Source organism: Tatumella ptyseos ATCC 33301, from assembly GCF_000735525.1.
Lineage (GTDB): Bacteria > Pseudomonadota > Gammaproteobacteria > Enterobacterales > Enterobacteriaceae > Tatumella > Tatumella ptyseos.
The window spans coordinates 77023-97684 of record NZ_JMPR01000035.1 but is presented as its reverse complement, the minus strand read 5'-3'; the positions used below and the strand labels follow the sequence as shown (position 1 = coordinate 97684).

Genomic DNA, 20662 nt, shown 5'->3' with positions numbered 1-20662 from the left:
GAGAAGGTTAATTATGGTGCACCTCACCAAAATGGTGCCCTGTTTTGGTGAGGCTGAAAATTGGCGCGAATTAAGTTAATGCATTACAGATAAGCCCGGGAAAAGCGCACGAATACCGGTCACAATAAATTCGATACCTAATGCCATCAGTAACAGGCCCATAATTCGGGTAATGACGTTAATCCCGGTCTGCCCCAGGACACGTGCCATCATCGGGGCGGCGCGGAACAGTAACCAGCAACTGGCGGCAAAAAGTGCAATCATCACAGAAAAGCAGAGAATATTTACCCACGAGTCATAGCGTGTTCCCCAGACAATGGTCGAACTAATGGCTCCCGGTCCTGCCATCAACGGCAGGGCTAACGGAACCACCCCCAGATTCTCGTGCGTTTCTGAGGTCTGCGCTTTCTCTTGTTTGTTTTGTTTGTCTTCACCAATTTTGCCGCTGATCATTGACATCGCAATGGTCACGACCAGAATGCCGCCAGCGATACGGAAGGAGTCAATAGAAATACCAAACAGGGCCAGAATACTGTTGCCCAGCAACAATGAAATCCACAGGATAATGGCCACCGATAAGTTGGCCGTCATATTCGTTTTATGGCGTTCTGCGGTTCCCTGCGTACTGGTCAGGGTAATAAATACAGGAATGATACCGACCGGGTTCACCAGCGCAAATAACCCGATATAAAATTTGATATAGGTAGGCAGGTCGGAAAGAAAAGAAGACAAAGTGTACCTCAGACTGGGGGGCAAATATCAAAGCGTAAGTATAGACAGGTCCTTACTGCAGGAAAAGCACTATTACAGGGCCGGGACAGGCACTTTTATCATTTTATCTGAGTGCCAATGCCGGTGTTTACCCTGCTCTGCTCCCCGGGATTTGACCTCCTCCCCGGTACGGCTTCTCCCCGCCCCCTCGAATGTTCACGCTGAATGGTATCAGCTTCACTCCTGCTTGATCTGCATCATTATCGGCACCGGCAGTTTTCGATAATCTGGCTATGCTTTAAGAGCACTGAAGTGAAACCTTTTTAGTAAACATTCGTCGTGCCTCTGCAGAACACCTGAACTGCACGTCTGTTTACTAAAAAGCTTAATTTTCCTTCAGGAGATAATCATGACTGTCACAAACATTGCTGAGTTAAATGCGCTGGTCTCGCGGGTTAAGAATGCCCAACGGACCTTTGCCGGGTTCAGTCAGGAGCAGGTTGACAAGATCTTCCGTGCTGCAGCACTCGCCGCGGCCGATGCCAGGATCCCTTTAGCGAAGATGGCCGTTGCTGAATCGGGGATGGGGATTATTGAAGACAAAGTGATTAAAAATCATTTTGCTTCCGAATATATTTACAACGCGTACAAAGACGAAAAGACCTGCGGTATTCTGGAAACTGATGATACTTTCGGTACCATTACAATTGCTGAGCCTATCGGCATCATCTGCGGTATTGTTCCGACCACCAACCCCACCTCGACGGCAATTTTTAAAGCGCTGATCAGTCTGAAAACCCGTAACGGTATTATTTTCTCCCCTCACCCGCGGGCACGGACCGCAACCAACAAAGCGGCGGATATTGTATTGCAGGCGGCCATTGCCGCGGGCGCGCCACCGGATATCATCGGTTGGATTGATGAGCCTTCCGTCGAATTATCCAATCAGCTGATGCACCACCCTGATATTAACCTTATCCTTGCCACCGGTGGGCCGGGTATGGTGAAAGCGGCGTACAGTTCAGGCAAACCAGCCATTGGCGTTGGGGCCGGGAATACCCCCGTGGTCATCGATGAAACTGCGGATATAAAAAGAGCAGTTGCCTCCATTCTGATGTCAAAAACCTTTGATAACGGCGTTATCTGCGCTTCTGAGCAGTCCGTTATCGTCGATACGCAGATTTATGATGCGGTCCGCCAGCGGTTCGCGTCCCATGGCGGGTATCTGCTGCAGGGCGAAGAACTGCAGGCTGTCCGCGGGGTGATCCTGAAAAATGGTGCGCTGAATGCCGCTATCGTAGGACAACCGGCACCGAAGATCGCTGAAATGGCAGGTATTGTCGTCCCGGCCGACACCAAAATTCTGATCGGCGAAGTGACAGATATTGATGAAAGCGAACCCTTTGCCCACGAAAAACTGTCACCTACCCTCGCAATGTACCGGGCAAACGGTTTTGAGGATGCCCTGAGCAAAGCAGAAAAACTGGTAGAAATGGGCGGCATTGGCCACACCTCCTGCCTGTATACGGATCAGGACAATCAGACGGAGAGAGTCAATCAGTTCGGCGCGCAAATGAAGACAGCGCGAATTCTTATCAATACCCCTGCATCCCAGGGCGGGATCGGTGACCTTTATAACTTCAAACTGGCCCCCTCCCTGACGCTGGGTTGTGGTTCCTGGGGCGGAAATTCAATTTCTGAAAACGTCGGGCCTAAACACCTGATCAATAAAAAAACCGTCGCTAAACGGGCTGAAAATATGCTGTGGCACAAACTTCCTAAATCTATCTATTTCCGCCGTGGGTCATTACCGGTTGCGCTTGAAGAGATTGCCAGTGACGGTGCCCGGCGTGCTTTTATCGTGACGGACCGTTACCTGTTTAATCATGGCTACGCCGATCAGGTCACCCGGGTGTTAAAAGCACAGGGAGTGGAAACTGAGGTGTTCTTTGAGGTGGAAGCTGACCCGACACTCAGTATTGTGCGCCAGGGCGCTGCACAGATGCATAGCTTTAAACCCGATGTCATTATCGCTCTGGGCGGGGGGTCCCCCATGGATGCCGCTAAGATCATGTGGGTCATGTATGAACATCCTGAAACTCACTTTGAAGATCTGGCATTACGCTTTATGGATATCCGCAAACGTATCTATAAGTTCCCGAAAATGGGTGTAAAAGCCAGCCTGGTCGCGATCACGACCACTTCGGGGACCGGCTCTGAAGTCACGCCATTTGCCGTCGTCACCGACGACGCGACCGGGTTAAAATATCCGCTGGCAGATTATGCCCTGACCCCGGACATGGCGATTGTGGATGCCAATCTGGTGATGGATATGCCTAAATCACTGTGCGCCTTCGGGGGCCTGGACGCCGTCACTCATGCTCTCGAAGCGTATGTGTCTGTTCTGGCGAATGAGTATTCAGATGGTCAGGCCTTACAGGCCCTGAAACTGCTGAAAGAGAATCTGCCAGCCAGCTATCATGAGGGGGCGAAAAACCCTATCGCTCGTGAACGCGTACACAATGCCGCCACCATTGCGGGTATCGCCTTTGCGAATGCCTTCCTGGGCGTATGTCACTCTATGGCTCACAAACTGGGGTCTGAATTCCATATCCCGCACGGCCTCGCTAATGCCCTGCTCATCTCTAATGTGATCCGTTATAACGCCAATGATAACCCGACTAAGCAGACCGCATTCAGTCAGTATGATCGCCCGCAGGCACGTCGCCGTTATGCCGAAATTGCCGACCATCTGGGCTTAGGTCAGCCCGGTGAACGTACTGCCGGTAAAATAACCGCATTGCTGCAGTGGCTGGAAGAGATTAAGGCCGAGCTGGGTATTCCGAAATCCATCCGTGACGCCGGTGTTCAGGAAGCTGATTTCCTGGCTAAAGTGGATAAACTGGCAGAAGATGCCTTTGATGACCAGTGCACAGGTGCGAACCCGCGTTATCCGTTAATCAGTGAACTGAAACAGTTAATGCTGGACAGTTACTACGGACGTGAATTCAGTGAAATCCCCGAAGTGCCTCTGGAAATAAAAGACCCGACGCCGACTGCCGCAGGAAAAGGCCGTAAAAAAGCAAAATAGTCTTACACAGGCCGCCGGTATACCGGCAGCCTGATAAAACGATAGACGACTCACCCGGCCGGTGACTGCCCGTCACCATAAATCGCGGTAGTGCTGTTCTCATCAATCGCCTGCCAGTAATGTTTACGGCAGACCGAGATATACCGCTCATTCCCGCCAATCACCACCTGCTCCCCTTCTTTAAACGGCTTACCCTGACTGTCGAGACGCAGTACCATGCTGGCTTTGCGGCCACAGTGACATATGGTCTTCAGTTCTACCAGTTTGTCTGCCCAGGCCAGTAAGTATTGACTCCCTTCAAAGAGTTCTCCGCGAAAATCTGTGCGTAATCCGTAGCACAACACAGGAATATCCAGTAAATCCGTGACAGAAGTGAGCTGCCTGACCTGATCACGGGTCAGAAACTGGCTTTCGTCCACCAGCACACAGTGGATTTTATCGCGACCATGTATTTCTGCGACCTGCTTCGCGATATCTGTGCCGGGACGATACAACAGCGCTTCGGCAGAGAGCCCGATGCGTGAGCTGACTTTTCCGTGCCCAAACCGGTTATCAATTTCTGCGGTATAAATAACCGTCTTCATTCCCCGCTCATGATAGTTATAAGAGGATTGCAGTAACGATGTCGATTTTCCGGCATTCATTGCGGAGTAATAGAAGTACAGCTGTGCCATCAGAATGATCTCAGTCAGGAAAGAATAATAACGTCTATATTAACATAATCGTCAACTGAAAATGTGATGACGCATTTACCGGTCATTGAAGGAGGAATGTGCAATGACTTCCCGTGGCGGGTATGAATTAATCACCCGTCCGGGGATCCGGTAAAACGCCCTTACGCTTTATTTAGAAACACCAGCATAGTATTCAGTTGCAGTAAATTTTACCGCAGACTATGATTATATACTTACGCATAATAACCAATTAAATTGTGAGATCCGGACAATGAGCGATGCCATTAAATCGTTGAATAATATTCGTACACTGCGTGCGCAAGCCAGAGAATACAGCATCGAAACGCTGGAAGATATGCTGGAAAAATTTGAAGTTATTGTCAACGAACGCCGTGAAGAAGAATCACATGCTGTCGCTCACAATGCCGAAAAATTACGTAAGCTTGAGCAATATCGTGAAATGTTAATTGCTGACGGTATTGACCCGAATGAATTGCTGCAGTCAATGGCAGAAACAAAACCAGCAGTTAAGACACGACGTGCTGCCCGCCCTGCAAGATACCAATACACTGATGAAAAAGGTGAAAACCGGACCTGGACGGGCCAGGGACGTACACCTGCAGTGATCAGAAAAGCGATGGAATCCGGAAAAACACTGGAAGATTTTGCCCTCTGAGTGAAGGCCTTTTTTTCGTCGGGTTTACTGTCTTAGCGATAATAAACCCGTTAACGGGAGGATAATTATCCTCCCGTTTTTTTATACCTGATAATAGCCTCTGTACCAGTCGACAAATTTCTTCACGCCTGTCACCACCGAAGTTTCCGGAATGAAATTGATCAGATCATAAAGCTCTTTAGTATCAGCACTGGTATCAAGTACATCACCTGGCTGCAATGGCAGCATATTTTTCTTCGCGGTCATTCCCAATGCCTGCTCCAGTGCGGAAATATAATCCATCAGGGGAACCGGCTGGCTGTTGCCGATATTATAAATACGGTATGGGGCTGAACTCATCGCCACTGACCCGGACTCTACGCTCCAGTCAGCATTCGGGATCGGAATTTTATCCTGTACCCGGAAAATAGCTTCCACAATATCATCAATATAGGTGAAATCGCGCTGCATCTTACCGTAGTTATAAACATCAATCGCTTCACCCGCCAGCATCGCCCGGGTGAACTTAAATAAGGCCATATCAGGGCGCCCCCAGGGACCATACACTGTAAAAAAGCGTAATCCGCTGACAGGTAACTGGTACAGATGCGCATAACTATGACTCATCAGTTCATTCGATTTTTTGGTCGCAGCGTACAGAGAAACCGGATGATCCACGCTGTCTTCTGTGGAAAAAGGCAATTTACGGTTCAGCCCGTAGACAGAACTTGAACTGGCGAATAACAGATGACCGACTTTTTGCTGACGGCAGCCTTCCAGAATATTCAGATGTCCGACAATATTGGCATCCACATACGCATGGGGATTCTCAATCGAGTAACGGACGCCGGCCTGTGCAGCAAGATGGATCACCCGGTCAAACCGGACGCGGCCAAATAATTGCTCCATTGCTGTACGGTCAGCAATATCGGTATGCTGAAAGGTGAAATCCGGATAAGCTTCCAGCAACCGGATGCGGTCTTTTTTTAACTGCACATCATAATAATCGTTCAGATTATCGACGCCAGTGACCCGGTAACCGGCCTTGAGTAGTCTCAGACTCACATGAAATCCAATAAATCCTGCTGCACCGGTCACCAAATAATTCATATCACCCTCAACTCTTACCACTAATAAAGGCACTTCTGTTCAGAAGCACCGTTAATTCCTGTTATTCAGACTGCGCAAATGATACAGGTTTCCGTCGCTAAAGATCACGGTTTGTTTTCATAACCGTCGCTGATAGCCGCGGAAAAATACATTTCAGGCTGTTCAGGTGAAAAAAAAGCCACACAACAATGTTGTATGGCCTGTCAAGCGTATCAGCGCAAGCTATCAGTCGACGGTCTTTTGCAGCCAGGCTTTAAAGTCTTCACCTAACACCGGATGGCGGACACCATACTCAACAAAAGCCTGCATATAGCCCAGCTTATTACCGCAGTCATGGCTCAGCCCTTTCAGGTGATAAGCTTCGACAGTTTCTTTATCCATCAACATTGCAATGGAATCTGTTAACTGGATTTCACCACCGGCACCCGGAGGCGTTTTCGCCAGCAAAGGCCAGATATCTGCAGACAGAACATAACGTCCGACAACTGCCAGGTTAGAAGGAGCCTCTGTGGCTTTAGGTTTTTCAACCACTCCCACCATAGGCGCGCTGTCACCCGGTTGCAGTTCTGCTCCCTTACAGTCCACCACACCGTATGCGGTCACATCTGCAACCGGTTCCACCATAATCTGGCTGCTTCCGGTTTCATCGAAACGACGTAGCATTTCTGCCAGGTTGTCCTGCTGAGGGTTAGATTCGTATTCATCAATAATAACGTCCGGCAGGATCACCGCAAAAGGTTCATCACCTACCAGCGGATGTGCACACATCACTGCGTGGCCCAGCCCTTTAGCAACCCCCTGACGCACCTGCATAATAGTGACGTGTGGCGGGCAGATACTTTGAATTTCATCAAGAAGCTGACGTTTTACGCGCTTTTCAAGCATCGCTTCCAGTTCAAAGCTAGTGTCAAAGTGGTTTTCAATGGAGTTTTTTGAAGAATGCGTCACCAGAATAATTTCGTTGATTCCGGCAGCAATACATTCATTCACGACATACTGAATGAGTGGTTTATCAACCAGTGGCAGCATCTCTTTCGGAATCGCCTTGGTTGCCGGTAGCATTCGGGTTCCCAATCCGGCGACCGGAATTACCGCCTTTTTTACTTTTGATTTATAAGCAGACATCAAATTACCTCATTCGCGGGTATGAAAACCCATAAGTCTTTAAATTTTAATGTTATCAGTATACCAGCTCAGCACAGGGAGTTTATCCTCAAAACATAAATCCGCTCAAATTAGGAATAATACTAACCGGGGATTTCTGTCTGAACATAAGCAACTTACAACATATTTATTATCAGGAAAACTAATCATTATCTGAAAACATAAGATTAATTCTACCGCCTGCGCCACTGATATTACATTCACAGGCGTTAAGATTAAAACTGTGCTGACTGGCATGTATTTTACGGAACGTACCGGGAGGAACCCCGGTTTCCAGAACCTGATGCTGCCCGTTATAGGTAAGCGTGCTATGCAAGCCTGCCGGGATCAATAATAAATTATGAAGATGGCGGTTGTAATAACCCACCAGCAGCGGGAACTGCCCTTCCATCCCGGCATCTTCGAGTAACTGATTAATATCATTGAGAATTGTGTTTATCTGAGGCAATTGCTGATGCTGTCCGGCAATTTTTTTCCTCAGCAATTCATTAAACAACACCCGCAACAGTAAGGCCGCCATCACTCCGTTATCACCCGCTCTGGTGACATCCAGTATGTAAAAGCCGATCTGATGATCAGAAAGCGCGGCGATATCAAACACCAGTCCGGGTTTCTCCGTCGGTGTCAGTTGGCGATAATTGACCCGCGTCTCTGCCAGCACTTGTCTGATAGGGGGTTGTAACTGCCGGAGAAGCTGGACTGCTTTTTCCGGATGACGAATAAGACTGTCCCAGCCATCGAATAATTGTTCATCTTCTTTTACTTTAGAGGCAAACATCGACGGATAAAGACACTCCAGAAGCACTTCACGCAACCGCGGAATATCATCCAGCGGTTTTAACACCACATCCTGTACGCCCAAACGCAACATTCCGGCAATTTCTGAAACATCCTCACTGGCTGTCATGATAATGACAGGCAATGTCCTCCCCTGCGAGCGTACCTGCTGCACGAATTTGTCCCCGCGCATGACCGGCATCTCAAGATCGCAGATGATCAGATCAACAGGATGCTGATCCAGCATTTGCAGGGCTGTCACCCCATTGATGGCTTGCAGAGTATTTGCGCCCATATTCGCTAACACACCACATAACAATGACGAAAATACAGGTTCATCATCAACCACCAGAATCAGCTTACCGGATAGTGTATTACTCATTACAAATACCTGTGATTAAGACCTGACTGGCACCCTCTCCGCTGGGCCGGAAGTCCTCCTGCCTGCCTGTATTACAGACGCCGGCAACGTTCCCTGGCCCCGTGAATAAGAATTTGACAGTTAACTATAGTATAGTTCATTTCGTATCGTTCACTTTGTTACCTCCCTCCAGGGTGTGACATGATAGTATAAACAGGTTGTGATAATACGGAGATGATGTGTCCACTGAATACTGCCCCTGTGGAAACACAGAAACCTATGATGCCTGCTGTGGCCGATATCTTAGCGGACAGCAACGCATCCCTGATGCTGAATCACTGATGCGTTCGCGATACACCGCATACCAGCGAGGAAATACCGACTGGCTGATTGCCACCTGGCATCCTTCGCAACGGAGCCCTGAACTGACCGCCAGCCTCTCTGCCGGCTTGTCAGAAACTGAGTGGCTCGGACTGAATGTTATCTCACATACTTGCGAAAAAGATAGTAATGAAGCGTTCGTCACTTTTTTATGCAAGATATCGCGAAAAACAACAAACTTCTGCCATTTACGAACGTTCACGCTTTATCAGAGAAGAACAACACTGGTATTATATTGATGGCGTTCATCTGCAGGCTGGCAGAAATGACCCCTGCCCTTGCGGTTCGGGCAAAAAGTTTAAAAAATGTTGTGGCTTATGATAATTAAAATGCCCGACATGACTGAAATCTGATTCGACAGGATACATTGCACAATGCAAGCCCAGACACTACAAAAAAAAGTTTTAAGAACCATTTGCCCTGATGCGAAAGGCCTTATCGCTAAAATTACCAATATCTGCTACAAGCACGAACTGAACATTGTTCAGAATAACGAGTTTGTCGATCACCGGACCGGCCGCTTTTTCATGCGTACTGAGCTTGAAGGTATTTTTAATGACACCACTCTGTTGGCAGATTTAGACAGCGCCTTACCCGTCGGTTCAGTTCGCGAACTGCAACCCGCCGGTCGCCGCCGTGTGGTTATTATGGTGACAAAAGAAGCACACTGTCTGGGCGACTTACTGATGAAAAGTGCCTTTGGTGGTCTGGATATGGAAATTGCGGCCGTCATCGGAAACCATGAAACATTACGTTCGCTGGTTGAACGTTTTGATATTCCTTTTGTGCTGATCAGCCATGAAGGACATACCCGTGAAGAACACGATATGCTGATGGCTGATGAGATTGAACGCTATCAGCCGGATTATGTCGTGCTGGCGAAGTACATGCGGGTACTGACCCCGGAATTCGTTAAGCGCTTTCCGAATAAGATTATTAATATCCATCACTCCTTCCTGCCTGCCTTTATCGGGGCGCGGCCTTATCATCAGGCCTATGAGCGTGGCGTAAAAATTATCGGTGCTACTGCGCACTATGTGAATGATAACCTAGATGAAGGCCCGATTATTATGCAGGACGTGATCCACGTCGATCATACGTTTAGCGCTGACGATATGATGCGTGCAGGCAGAGATGTCGAAAAAAATGCACTGAGCCGTGCGTTGGATAAAGTGCTGGCACAACGGGTCTTTGTTTACGGTAACCGGACTATCATCCTGTAATTTCCGGACAAATAATACGCAACCCATTAATTTTTAGTGTAAAAAACAGGCAAACAGTCATAAATGTCCGTTTTGCCTGTTTACACATAGATAAGTTTTGTTATTATGCACCCCGCTTCAGCACACAACGAAGCATCACAATCAGGTGGGATTCCCGAGCGGCCAAAGGGAGCAGACTGTAAATCTGCCGTCACAGACTTCGAAGGTTCGAATCCTTCTCCCACCACCATTCCTGATAAGCTTCAGCCTGTAATCCCCTGTTTTACACTTCCCTGTACCAGATGCCTTTTTTGATATTTTTCCTCACTCGTTATGCCATTATCTTCGGGTATGATCTTTCGACATCATCTGCATTATTCTCACTGCCCGGTATTCGTTAACTCCTTCTGGCTTGCCTGAAAACGCTTTATTCAGGGGCTTCACCGAAAATATCCATATAGAAATATTCTCATAACACCGGAGCTGTCACTTACTACAGAACATTGCCGGGGAAATCACTTGCCCCTCCATCCCCGGTCGCGAAAACGCTGTTGTGCTCCTCTACGGTGCGCTGCCTCTGCCATCCGGACCGGCACCGTAGTGACGGTGACAATCATCGAAAAAATCGCTACCATCGCGGGTAAATTCTCTGACTGTGGTTAAAACATGAAATTTGTTTCTTTCAATATCAACGGACTCCGGGCGCGTCCCCATCAGCTGGCCGCGCTGGTCGAAACTCACCAGCCGGATATTATCGGGCTGCAGGAGACCAAAGTTCATGATGATATGTTCCCGCTGGAAGAGGTGCAGAAACTCGGTTATCACGTCTTCTTCCATGGCCAGAAAGGCCACTACGGTGTCGCACTGATGACGAAAATGGAACCGGTCAGTGTGCAGCGTGGCTTTATTACCGATGAAGACGATGCCCAGCGGCGGATCATCATGGCTGAGATCCCTTCGGCTATCGGCAATATCACCGTGATCAATGGCTATTTTCCGCAGGGTGAAAGCCGTGACCATCCACTGAAGTTCCCGGCAAAGGAAAAATTCTACCGTGATCTGCAGGATCATCTGGAATCGCGCCTGGATCCTCAGCAGCCTGTACTGATCATGGGTGATATGAATATCAGCTGTACCGACAATGATATCGGCATCGGTGATGACAACCGCAAACGCTGGTTACGTACCGGGAAATGCTCTTTCCTGCCGGAAGAACGCGAGTGGATGGATAAGCTGCTCGGTTGGGGGCTCACCGATACATGGCGTGCCGCCTGGCCTGAAACCAATGATCGCTTCTCCTGGTTTGATTACCGTTCTAAAGGGTTCAATGATAACCGCGGTCTGCGTATCGATTTACTGCTGGCAAGCCAGCCTCTGGCCTCTCGTTGCCTGGAGACCGGTATCGATTATGATATCCGCAGTATGGAGAAACCGTCAGATCACGCCCCGGTGTGGGCGACCTTTGACCTCTGAGTTTTAGTCACCGATGGATACGCTCCCGCGGGCCTGACGGCTCGCGGGCCGCCGGGACGGCTGAGTGCCGTCGCTCCCGGACTCAGGGAGGGGCTTTCCATGCGACACGGTGCCACTGTCCCCTGCCGCTAATATCATCAGAAACCCCACCCCTGAAGACAACATCGGTTACTCGCGGGCAGCTTTATGTTTTCTCCCTTTGGTGCTCCCTTTGCTGCCGCGTTTGGCCTGACCACGGGGTAATTGCCTCAGGATCTGTACCGGGGGGGTGCGCCGGGCTTCGCCGATAAGGCTATGCAACGTTCCGACCAGAGGCTGCATAAAATCCTGATAGCGAAAGTTTTTCTCGCTGATGCTGGTCAGCATCGACTCCCACTGTGCCGTCATATCCGGGCTGGCAGCCGGTTGCGGTAACGCGTGGATCAGGGCTTTCCCCACCACGGTAGAGTGTATATACCGCCCCTTTTTTTCCAGAAACCCTCGTTTGAACAGCAATTCGATGATCCCTGCACGCGTCGCCTCGGTTCCTAATCCATCGGTCTCTCTGAGCACTTTCTTCAGGGCTTTATCCTGGACAAAACGTGCGATGCCGGTCATTGCAGAAAGTAAAGTCGCATCGGTAAAGTGGCGCGGGGGTTGTGTTTTCTTTTCCACCACTTCGCCTTTCTCGCACAACAGCTCATCCCCTTTTTTGACTTCCGGCAGTGGCGTGCCGTCATTTTCCTCGTCACGCTCTTTGTTCCCCAGTAATACCCGCCAGCCGGCTACCGCCAGAAAACGGGCTTTGGCGATAAACTTTCCACCCGCAATCTCCAGGTCGATAACGCATTTGCGGTAAACCGCCTCCGGGCAAAACTGCATCAGGTACTGGCGAGCCACCAGCCCGTAAATATTGAGTTCATTCTCCGTCAGTTTTGTCCGGCTGCGTCTGGCGGTAGGAATGATGGCATGGTGGGCATCGACCTTTTTGTTATCCCAGCAACGATTACGCGTTTCGGTATCCAGTTCCTGTGGCATGGTCTGATGAGGCAGATGGGTCCCGATAGCCTCCAGCACCGCATGACGTCCTGCGAAGTGCTCTTCGGGCAGATAACGACAGTCTGAGCGGGGGTAAGTGATCAGTTTGTGGGTTTCGTAAAGTCGCTGGCAGACATCCAGTACCGTCTGAGCGCTGAGCCCGAACCGGCGGGCCGCCTCAATCTGTAAACCTGATAACGAGAACGGCAGCGGTGCTATCTCAGACTCACGTTTATCCTGGTAATGGATGACCCTCGCCGGCTGGCCGTTGATCCGCTGACAGACATGTTCTGCCAGTGAACGGTTCAGTAGTCGTCCCTCTTCATCCTGCCAGGACTCACACGCATCACTGGGCACCCACAGTGCGGTGAAACGTTGTTCATCACCGGCCAGAATATGGGCTTTCACTTCAAAGAAATCGCGGGCAACAAAATTCTCGATCTCTTCGTCACGGCGTACCACCAGTCCGAGTACCGGGGTCTGTACCCGTCCGACAGAGAGCACACCGTCGTAGCCGGCATTGCGACCAAACAGGGTGTAAGCGCGGGTCATATTAATACCGTACAGCCAGTCGGCCCTGGCCCTGGCCAGCGCGGAAATACAGAGCGGTACAAAATCACGGTTATCCCGTAACCGTTCAATAGCACGGGCGACAGACTGCGGATTGAGATCATTGATCAGACAGCGTTGTACCGACTTTCTTTTCTCATCGCTGAGTTTCAGATAATCAAGCACTTCATCGACCAGTAACTGCCCTTCACGATCGGGGTCGCCGGCATGGACAATATGAGTTGCCTTTTGGAGTAATTCATCGATGACATTGAGCTGCTTTGCCACTTCGGGGCGGGGTTTCAGTTGCCATTTTTCAGGAATAATAGGCAGATCGGCCAGGGACCAGCGGGCAAAGCGCGGGTCATAATTTTCCGGCTGTGCCTGTTCCAGCAGGTGGCCGACACACCAGGTCACAATCTGGTTATCTCCGCAGGCAATAAACCCCTGTCCGCGGCGATGAGGCTCAGGCAAAACTTCAGCAATCGCCCGGGCAAGGCTGGGTTTTTCGGCAATAAACAAACGCATTAACCGCGATCTTCCTTTTTGTCCGGCCAGGAATGAGGTAGACATACCCGCACCGGGGGTGAATACTTTCAGTCGTCAGAATCGGCGACCTGCCGGCTGCTCTGCCGGTCTTCTGCATACTGCGGCTTAACGACAAATGCCCGGCACAAAAGTCCGGGGCGCTGTCGCGGGGTTAATCATGCCAGACTGACTGGCAAAGATCTGTCAGAAATAGCTGACAAAAGGTGCGGGATCTACAGCGGTTAACGGTGCCGCTTTCAGCCGGGGGGTGCCCAGATAAAGGAAACCGACAATCTTATCCTGTGGCCGGCATCCCAGCCCCTGACGGACGACCTCATGTTCTGTCCAGGCACCACTGCGCCAGATCCCGTTAAAGCCCTGCGCCTGGGCGGCCATCTGCATAGCCATTACAGCACATCCAGCGGAAACCACCTGTTCCCATTCCGGAACTTTAGGATGCTCTTCACATCGGGCAATGACCGCGATAATCAGCGGTGCCCGGAAAGGGGCATTTTGCGCTTTTTCTATGGCTTTTTCATCAGCTCCGTCGCCGGTTGCCGCTGAAACCAGCAGCTGGCTGAAACGCTCACGCCCTTCTTCTGTGATCATAACAAAGTGCCAGGGTTGCAGAGCACCATGATCAGGCGCTCGTAAGCCCGCCTGCAGAATATTTTCCAGCGTTTCACCTTCAGGGGCAGGATCCGCCAGCCGTGACGCAGAGCGTCGCTGTAATAACAAGTCTAATGCGTCCATAACTTCCTCATATTCAGTCTGTCTCTGACAAGTCTGGCATAACAACGTGATTTGTAACAGTCTGCTGTGATTTCCTGCTGACTTTTAGAGCGGCGCTCTTTAGGATGTGGGCGGAATGATTCAGAACGCAGCGCTCAAAAGAGTCTGCTGACAATTACATGGAGAAATTATGCGCACATTGTGGCGAATTACCGGCAGGTTATTTTCTGCCGTCTGGCGGATAATCAATTTTATCAGGGAGTGTATCCTGAACCTGTTCCTGCTGTTGCTGATCGTCGTGGGGGTCGGGATTTGGTCACAGGTCAGTGGCGGGTCGGCGAATTCGGCAAAAACGCTGACCGGGGGGGCGCTGAAAATTAATCTTGCCGGTATGGTCGTTGACCAGCCTTCAGCACAAAACCGTCTGAGTAAAGTTGGCCGGGAGTTGCTGGGCAGCCGCAGTGAAACACTGCAGCAGAACTCTGTCTTCGATATCGTTAATGCCATCCGTCAGGCAAAAAGTGACAATAAAATCACCGGCATCGTGCTGGACCTGCGGAATTTCGGTGGCGGCGATCAGCCTTCTCTGCAGTATATCGGTAAAGCCTTACGCGAATTCCGTGATGCCGGAAAGCCTGTCTATGCCTATGGCGATAATTTTAGCCAGGCTCAATACTACCTGGCCAGTTTTGCTAATACGATTTATCTCTCTCCTCAGGGTGCCGTGGATATTCACGGTATGGCGACCAATGCCCTCTACTACAAAACCCTGCTGGATACGCTGAAAGTATCCTCCCATGTTTTCCGTGTCGGTACTTATAAATCTGCGGTAGAACCTTTCCTGCGCGATAACATGTCACCGGCAGCGAGAGATGCCGATAGCCGCTGGATTAACCAGTTATGGAACAACTATCTGACCACGGTCTCTGCCAACCGTCAGATAACGCCGCAGCAGGTCTTCCCGGGCGCAGACAACCTGATTACCGCATTGAAAGCCGTGAACGGTAGTACCGCCACTTATGCGCTGAATACCCGGCTGGTAGATGGACTGGAATCCCGTGCGGCGGTGGATCAGATCCTTATCCATAAATTTGGCTGGGATAGTCAGACCAATGATTACCGCAATGTCAGTATTTATGATTATCCGTTAAAAGACTCTCAGACGGATGGCCCGGCGAATATCGCGGTTATTGTCGCGAACGGGGCGATTGTTGACGGCGACTCCGGTGCCGGTAACGTGGGCAGTGATACGCTGGTTTCACAAATCCGTGCTGCGCGTCTGGATAAAAACATTAAAGCCATTATTCTGCGGGTTAACAGTCCGGGAGGCAGCGTGACGGCCTCTGAAGCTATTCGTGAAGAGCTGATGGCCGCAAAACAGGCTGGTAAACCTGTGGTTGTCTCCATGGGCGGTGTTGCCGCCTCCGGCGGGTACTGGATCTCGACCCCGGCCAGCTACATTATTGCCAGCCCGTCCACCCTGACCGGCTCGATTGGTATTTTCGGTGTGATCAATACCATTGAGAACTCGCTAAGCACTTTGGGCGTGCACACTGACGGTGTCTCGACCTCTCCGCTGGCCGATGTCTCTATGACCAAAGCACTGCCGGATCAGGTGCAGCAGATGATGCAAATCAGCATCGAAAACGGGTACCATAACTTCCTGAGCCTGGTGGCTGACTCCCGTCATAAAACCACGGACCAGATAGACCAGATAGCCCAGGGACACGTCTGGACAGGCAGTGATGCAAAAGCAAACGGACTGGTCGATGAATTGGGTGACTTTGATGATGCGACCCGCAAAGCGGCAGAGCTGGCACATATCACTACGCCTCGTCTGGACTGGTATCAGGAACAGCCGACCTTCTTTGACCAGGTACTGGATCAAATGAGTTCTTCGGTCAGTGCGTCACTCCCTGCCAGTATTAAGGCTTTCCTGCCAGCGCCTTTGGCCGAAGTGATGACCGATTTACAAAATCAGCCCGGCCTGACAGGCCAGGCGGCCGATCCGCAAAACCGTTATGCTTATTGCCTTAACTGCGGTGTTATGAACTGACCGGCCGGCAGCCTGAACCGGGTTCAGGCTGCTTTTCCCGTGAATTGCTTTATACTGCCACCCTAATCCGGCTTTTTTACGACTTTTGAAAAGAATACGTCATGCAGAGAAAAAATATTTATGTCGCCTACACAGGCGGGACCATTGGTATGCAACGTTCTGCCCAGGGGTATGTGCCGGTGTCCGGCCATCTGCAACAGCAATTACTGGCGATGCCGGAGTTCCATCGTCCGGAAATGCCCTCTTTCTCTATTCATGAATATCAGCCACTGATGGACTCGTCAGACATGACCCCGCAGGACTGGCAGGTCATTGCTGATGATATTCATAAAAACTATGAACTGTATGATGGTTTTGTGATCCTGCACGGTACCGATACCATGGCGTTTACCGCATCTGCGCTCTCGTTTATGCTGGAAAACCTGGGGAAACCGGTCATTGTGACAGGGTCACAAATACCGCTGGCTGAGCTACGCTCTGACGGCCAGCAGAATCTGCTTAATTCGTTGTATGTTGCCGCCAATTACCCGGTGAATGAAGTCACGTTATTTTTTAATAATACGCTCTACCGGGGTAACCGGACCACAAAGGCTCATGCTGATGGTTTCGATGCTTTTGCATCCCCTAATCTGACTCCGCTTCTGGAAGCCGGTATCCATATCCGCCGGTTACATACGCCGGCCGCACCGCAGGCTCAGGGGCCGTTTACCGTCCATAACATCACACCACAACCGGTGGGTGTCGTTACGCTTTATCCCGGTATCCCGGCCGAGGTTGTGCGTAATTTCCTGCGCCAGCCGGTGAAAGCGCTGATCCTTCGTTCGTATGGCGTAGGCAATGCTCCGCAGAATGCTGAATTTCTGACTGAACTCAGACAAGCCTCTGAGCGTGGCATTGTGGTCGTCAATCTGACGCAATGTATTTCGGGGAAGGTCAATATGGGGGGCTATGCCACCGGGAATGCGCTGGAAAATGCCGGAGTGATCAGCGGATATGACCTGACCGTAGAAGCGGCCCTGACTAAGCTGCATTATCTGCTCTCTGCCGGCTATGATCCGCAACAGATCCGGGACCTTATGCAGCAAAATCTTCGTGGCGAACTGACCGCGGATTAACATTCAACACCGGCTTGTGCGCGTCCCTGACAAGCCGGTATGAGGGCCACCTACAGAGTCAGTTTCGTCACCGAACCGTCGATACCAAACTCTTCCTTCAGGGCCTGCTTACTCTTCACCACCATCTCTCCGCCTTTGCCAATCGTCATATGGCCCGGGTTGTCGTTATATCTCGCCTGCCATAGCATTACCAGCTGGAGAGTGTGCTCACGCTGTGCCGGAGTCAGCGCCACACCATCAGGCCATTTTCCGGTTTCACTGGCGAGAACCAGACGTTCATACAATTCAGGGGTCATGCCTGCCAGTAAATTTTCAAGATCCTTCATCTGTCACCCCGGAGTATTATTGCCATGCGGATCGGTAAAACTTAGCGAGGCAGAGTTCACACAGTAACGCTCACCCGTGGGTTGCGGACCGTCCGGGAATACATGCCCCAGGTGCGAATCACAATGTGCACAACGAATTTCTGTCCGGTGCATGCCATGCGAGAAATCTTCGATATAGTGGATAGCATCCGGGGAAACCGGTTGATAAAAACTCGGCCATCCGCAACCGGCATCAAACTTTGTCTCTGAATAGAACAATGGCACATGACACACCAGGCAGTGGTAAATGCCTTCGTCAGTATTGTGCAACAAAGCACCACTGAACGGAGGCTCCGTTCCGCGATCACGGGTGACATAACGTTGTATTTCTGTCAGGTCACGTTCAGGCATGTTTCTGTTTTTTTCCGATGTCATGTAGAAGCCATATGATTGATCCAATGAATATGCGTATTATAACAAACAGGCAACAATCACGACGGGTAATTTGTGCGTTGAACACAGGATAACCGGTGGGTTTGAAATTGTGATCTGCATCCCAATTTATGATGGAAAGGTCCTGCACACTCTCTGCCGGGCGAGTCCCCGTTATGGTTAAGGGTACTTATGCTTTAACGGGTAAAAAACTGCAGGTGAGGATTGATCTGCCACAATAATTGACACGATTAAGCTTGACGCCTGAAGCGGTTTTTGTAATTTTACAGCCAACCTTTTATTCAATAACCCATAGCTGGTGGAATATATGACTATCAAAGTAGGTATCAACGGTTTTGGCCGTATCGGTCGCATTGTTTTTCGTGCTGCGCAACAGCGTTCAGACATCGAGATCGTTGCAATTAACGACCTGCTCGACGCCGAATACATGGCTTACATGCTGAAGTATGACTCCACCCATGGACGTTTCGACGGGACCGTAGAAGTTAAAGACGGTGCACTGATCGTTAACGGTAAAAAAATCCGTGTGACCAGCGAAAGAGACCCGGCTAACCTGAAATGGGACGAAGTGGGTGTGGATGTTGTTGCAGAAGCGACCGGTATCTTCCTGACCGACGAAACTGCACGTAAACACATTACCGCAGGCGCGAAAAAAGTTGTTCTGACCGGTCCTTCTAAAGACGACACACCGATGTTCGTTCGCGGTGCGAACTTCGATAAATATCAGGGCCAGGATATCGTTTCTAACGCTTCCTGTACCACTAACTGCCTGGCCCCTCTGGCCAAAGTCATCAATGATAACTTCGGTATCGTTGAAGGCCTGATGACCACTGTTCACGCGACGACTGCAACGCAGAAAACTGTTGATGGCCCGTCTCATAAAGACTGGCGCGGCGGTCGTGGTGCTTCTCAGAACATCATCCCGTCTTCTACCGGTGCGGCTAAAGCCGTCGGTAAAGTTCTGCCGGAACTGAACGGTAAACTGACCGGTATGGCATTCCGTGTCCCTACCCCGAACGTTTCTGTCGTTGACCTGACCGTTCGTCTGGAAAAAGCAGCCACTTATGAGCAGATCAAATCTGCCATCAAAACTGCGTCTGAAGGCACTATGAAAGGTGTTCTGGGTTATACCGAGGACGACGTTGTTTCTACCGATTTCAACGGTGAAGTTTGCACATCATTCTTCGATGCGAAAGCAGGTATCGCGCTGAATGATAACTTCGTGAAACTGGTTTCCTGGTATGACAACGAAACCGGTTATTCACACAAAGTCCTTGACCTGATTGCACTGGTTGCGGCCAAATAAAATCAACGGACAGTCCGTAAATATCAGGGGCGACTTCGGTCGCCCCTTCTTTTTGTTGTTTGTTGGTTGATCCCTCTGAGGAGAGCGAATGCAGGAATCACTCTATAAACTGCCGGTAAACCGTCAGATAACCCCCTATATTTCTCTGCGTCAGAAAGGTCAGTTACCGCTGATTGTGGTTAATCATCCGGCTGTACATGCGGTGGTTGCACTGCAGGGCGCTCATCTTATTTCATGGCAACCTTCCGGTGAAAAGCCGGTGATTTGGTTAAGCGATGAAACGGCATTCACTGAAGGTAAAGCCATTCGTGGCGGCGTACCGGTATGCTGGCCCTGGTTTGGCCCTGCCGGTCACCCGGCCCATGGTTTTGCTCGTAACCTCCCCTGGACACTACTGGCTCATGATGAAAATGAGCAGGGAGTGATCCTCACTTTTGAGCTTAAACACTCACCACAGACCCATAAATACTGGCCGCACGATTTTTCACTGATTGCCCGATTCCGTCTTGGAAAGCACTGTGAAATTGAACTGGAAGCCCACGGTGAATTTACGTCCACCGCCGCCTTGCACAGCTATTTCCGTGTGGCCGATATTGCCGGGGTCTCTGTCAGTGGCCTGGGGACGTCGTATATTGATAAAGTGACTGGCGGGACGACGGCAGAGCAACTCACGCCACAAACCTATTCTGATCAGGTAGACCGTATATTTACTGCCGCCGATGATTGTAATGTCATCGACGATCCTGCCGGTAAACGACGGCTGGAAATTTATCACCATCATAAAAGTGACGTTGTCACCTGGAATCCCGGTCCGGCACTCTCCTGCAGTATGGGAGATATGGCCAATGATGGTTATAAAACCATGGTCTGTGTGGAAACGGCACGGATCTCTCAGCCCCTGGTCAGCAAACATGATTCTCCGGCACGCCTGGGAGTGATGTTTAAAGTGGCCAGATCAGCATAATGTATCAGGGGTGCCCCCTGACGCAGCTATCTGCCTGA

The 20662-nt window shown here is 50.3% G+C and carries 17 protein-coding genes, 1 tRNA gene and 1 pseudogene; 10 read left to right on the top strand and 9 right to left on the bottom strand.

What is annotated here, in order from left to right; translation table 11 throughout:
* Positions 1-75: 75 nt before the first annotated feature.
* On the bottom strand, positions 76-732 hold the full coding sequence (locus GTPT_RS10280) for a YchE family NAAT transporter (protein WP_025903057.1): 657 nt from the start codon (positions 730-732) through the stop codon (positions 76-78).
* Positions 733-1120: 388 nt separating this feature from the next.
* Between GTPT_RS10280 and adhE the strand changes: the two genes are divergently transcribed.
* Entirely contained in the window at positions 1121-3802 is a 2682-nt protein-coding gene (adhE, locus tag GTPT_RS10275) for a bifunctional acetaldehyde-CoA/alcohol dehydrogenase (protein ID WP_025903056.1), read from the top strand.
* 50 nt (positions 3803-3852) lie between these two features.
* On the opposite strand, the gene GTPT_RS10270 is transcribed toward adhE, so the two are convergent.
* Positions 3853-4476, bottom strand: coding sequence for a thymidine kinase (locus tag GTPT_RS10270; RefSeq protein WP_025903055.1), 624 nt, complete (start codon positions 4474-4476; stop codon positions 3853-3855).
* 271 nt (positions 4477-4747) lie between these two features.
* On the opposite strand from GTPT_RS10270, the gene hns reads away from it, so the two are divergent.
* Entirely contained in the window at positions 4748-5152 is a 405-nt protein-coding gene (gene hns / locus GTPT_RS10265; RefSeq protein WP_025903054.1) for a histone-like nucleoid-structuring protein H-NS, read from the top strand.
* Positions 5153-5233: 81 nt separating this feature from the next.
* Here the strand turns inward: hns and GTPT_RS10260 are convergent, their stop codons facing one another.
* The 3 genes from GTPT_RS10260 to rssB all read right to left on the bottom strand — a co-directional run bounded on the left by GTPT_RS10260 (position 5234) and on the right by rssB (position 8564).
* Positions 5234-6241, bottom strand: a complete 1008-nt coding sequence (locus GTPT_RS10260; protein WP_029990342.1) for an NAD-dependent epimerase — start codon at positions 6239-6241, stop codon at positions 5234-5236.
* Positions 6242-6466: 225 nt separating this feature from the next.
* Positions 6467-7366, bottom strand: coding sequence for a UTP--glucose-1-phosphate uridylyltransferase GalU (galU, locus tag GTPT_RS10255; protein WP_025903052.1), 900 nt, complete (start codon positions 7364-7366; stop codon positions 6467-6469).
* 181 nt (positions 7367-7547) lie between these two features.
* The gene (gene rssB / locus GTPT_RS10250; protein WP_025903051.1) at positions 7548-8564 is read right to left on the bottom strand and encodes a two-component system response regulator RssB; all 1017 of its coding nucleotides are present in this window, start codon (positions 8562-8564) and stop codon (positions 7548-7550) included.
* Between the two features lie 218 nt (positions 8565-8782).
* Here rssB and GTPT_RS17080 point away from each other — a divergent pair.
* The 4 genes and pseudogenes from GTPT_RS17080 (at position 8783) to xthA (ending at position 11599) form a co-directional block, all read left to right on the top strand.
* Positions 8783-9245, top strand: a pseudogene (locus GTPT_RS17080) (YchJ family protein).
* 53 nt (positions 9246-9298) lie between these two features.
* Positions 9299-10147 (top strand): formyltetrahydrofolate deformylase, encoded by an 849-nt coding sequence (purU, locus tag GTPT_RS10245; protein ID WP_025903049.1) that lies wholly within the window; start codon positions 9299-9301, stop codon positions 10145-10147.
* Positions 10148-10291: 144 nt separating this feature from the next.
* A tRNA-Tyr gene (locus tag GTPT_RS10240) sits at positions 10292-10376 on the top strand.
* A gap of 416 nt (positions 10377-10792) precedes the next feature.
* Positions 10793-11599 carry an exodeoxyribonuclease III gene (xthA, locus tag GTPT_RS10235; RefSeq protein ID WP_025903048.1) on the top strand — a complete coding sequence of 269 codons (807 nt, stop codon included), beginning with the start codon at positions 10793-10795 and terminating at the stop codon, positions 11597-11599.
* A 168-nt stretch (positions 11600-11767) separates the two neighbouring features.
* Here xthA and GTPT_RS10230 read toward each other — a convergent pair whose 3' ends face one another.
* The gene (locus tag GTPT_RS10230; RefSeq protein WP_025903047.1) at positions 11768-13693 is read right to left on the bottom strand and encodes a DNA topoisomerase III; all 1926 of its coding nucleotides are present in this window, start codon (positions 13691-13693) and stop codon (positions 11768-11770) included.
* Positions 13694-13897: 204 nt separating this feature from the next.
* Entirely contained in the window at positions 13898-14446 is a 549-nt protein-coding gene (locus tag GTPT_RS10225) for an NAD(P)H nitroreductase (protein WP_025903046.1), read from the bottom strand.
* 169 nt (positions 14447-14615) lie between these two features.
* On the opposite strand from GTPT_RS10225, the gene sppA reads away from it, so the two are divergent.
* Together sppA and ansA are read left to right on the top strand one after the other, a co-directional pair.
* A complete protein-coding gene (sppA, locus tag GTPT_RS10220) occupies positions 14616-16481 on the top strand; it encodes a signal peptide peptidase SppA (RefSeq protein WP_029990340.1) in 1866 nt (621 codons plus the stop codon).
* Between the two features lie 101 nt (positions 16482-16582).
* Complete coding sequence (gene ansA, locus GTPT_RS10215) at positions 16583-17596, top strand: asparaginase (RefSeq protein WP_025903044.1); 1014 nt, start codon at positions 16583-16585, stop codon at positions 17594-17596.
* Positions 17597-17646: 50 nt separating this feature from the next.
* Here the strand turns inward: ansA and GTPT_RS10210 are convergent, their stop codons facing one another.
* Together GTPT_RS10210 and msrB are read right to left on the bottom strand one after the other, a co-directional pair.
* The gene (locus GTPT_RS10210; protein ID WP_025903043.1) at positions 17647-17922 is read right to left on the bottom strand and encodes a YeaC family protein; all 276 of its coding nucleotides are present in this window, start codon (positions 17920-17922) and stop codon (positions 17647-17649) included.
* A gap of 3 nt (positions 17923-17925) precedes the next feature.
* Positions 17926-18312 (bottom strand): peptide-methionine (R)-S-oxide reductase MsrB, encoded by a 387-nt coding sequence (gene msrB, locus GTPT_RS10205; protein ID WP_029990339.1) that lies wholly within the window; start codon positions 18310-18312, stop codon positions 17926-17928.
* Between the two features lie 349 nt (positions 18313-18661).
* Here msrB and gapA point away from each other — a divergent pair, with 349 nt between their 5' ends.
* Positions 18662-19660 carry a glyceraldehyde-3-phosphate dehydrogenase gene (gapA, locus tag GTPT_RS10200; protein WP_025903041.1) on the top strand — a complete coding sequence of 333 codons (999 nt, stop codon included), beginning with the start codon at positions 18662-18664 and terminating at the stop codon, positions 19658-19660.
* A gap of 88 nt (positions 19661-19748) precedes the next feature.
* Positions 19749-20624: a D-hexose-6-phosphate mutarotase gene (locus GTPT_RS10195; protein WP_029990338.1), complete on the top strand. Its 876-nt coding sequence runs from the start codon at positions 19749-19751 to the stop codon at positions 20622-20624.
* Positions 20625-20662 lie beyond the last annotated feature (38 nt).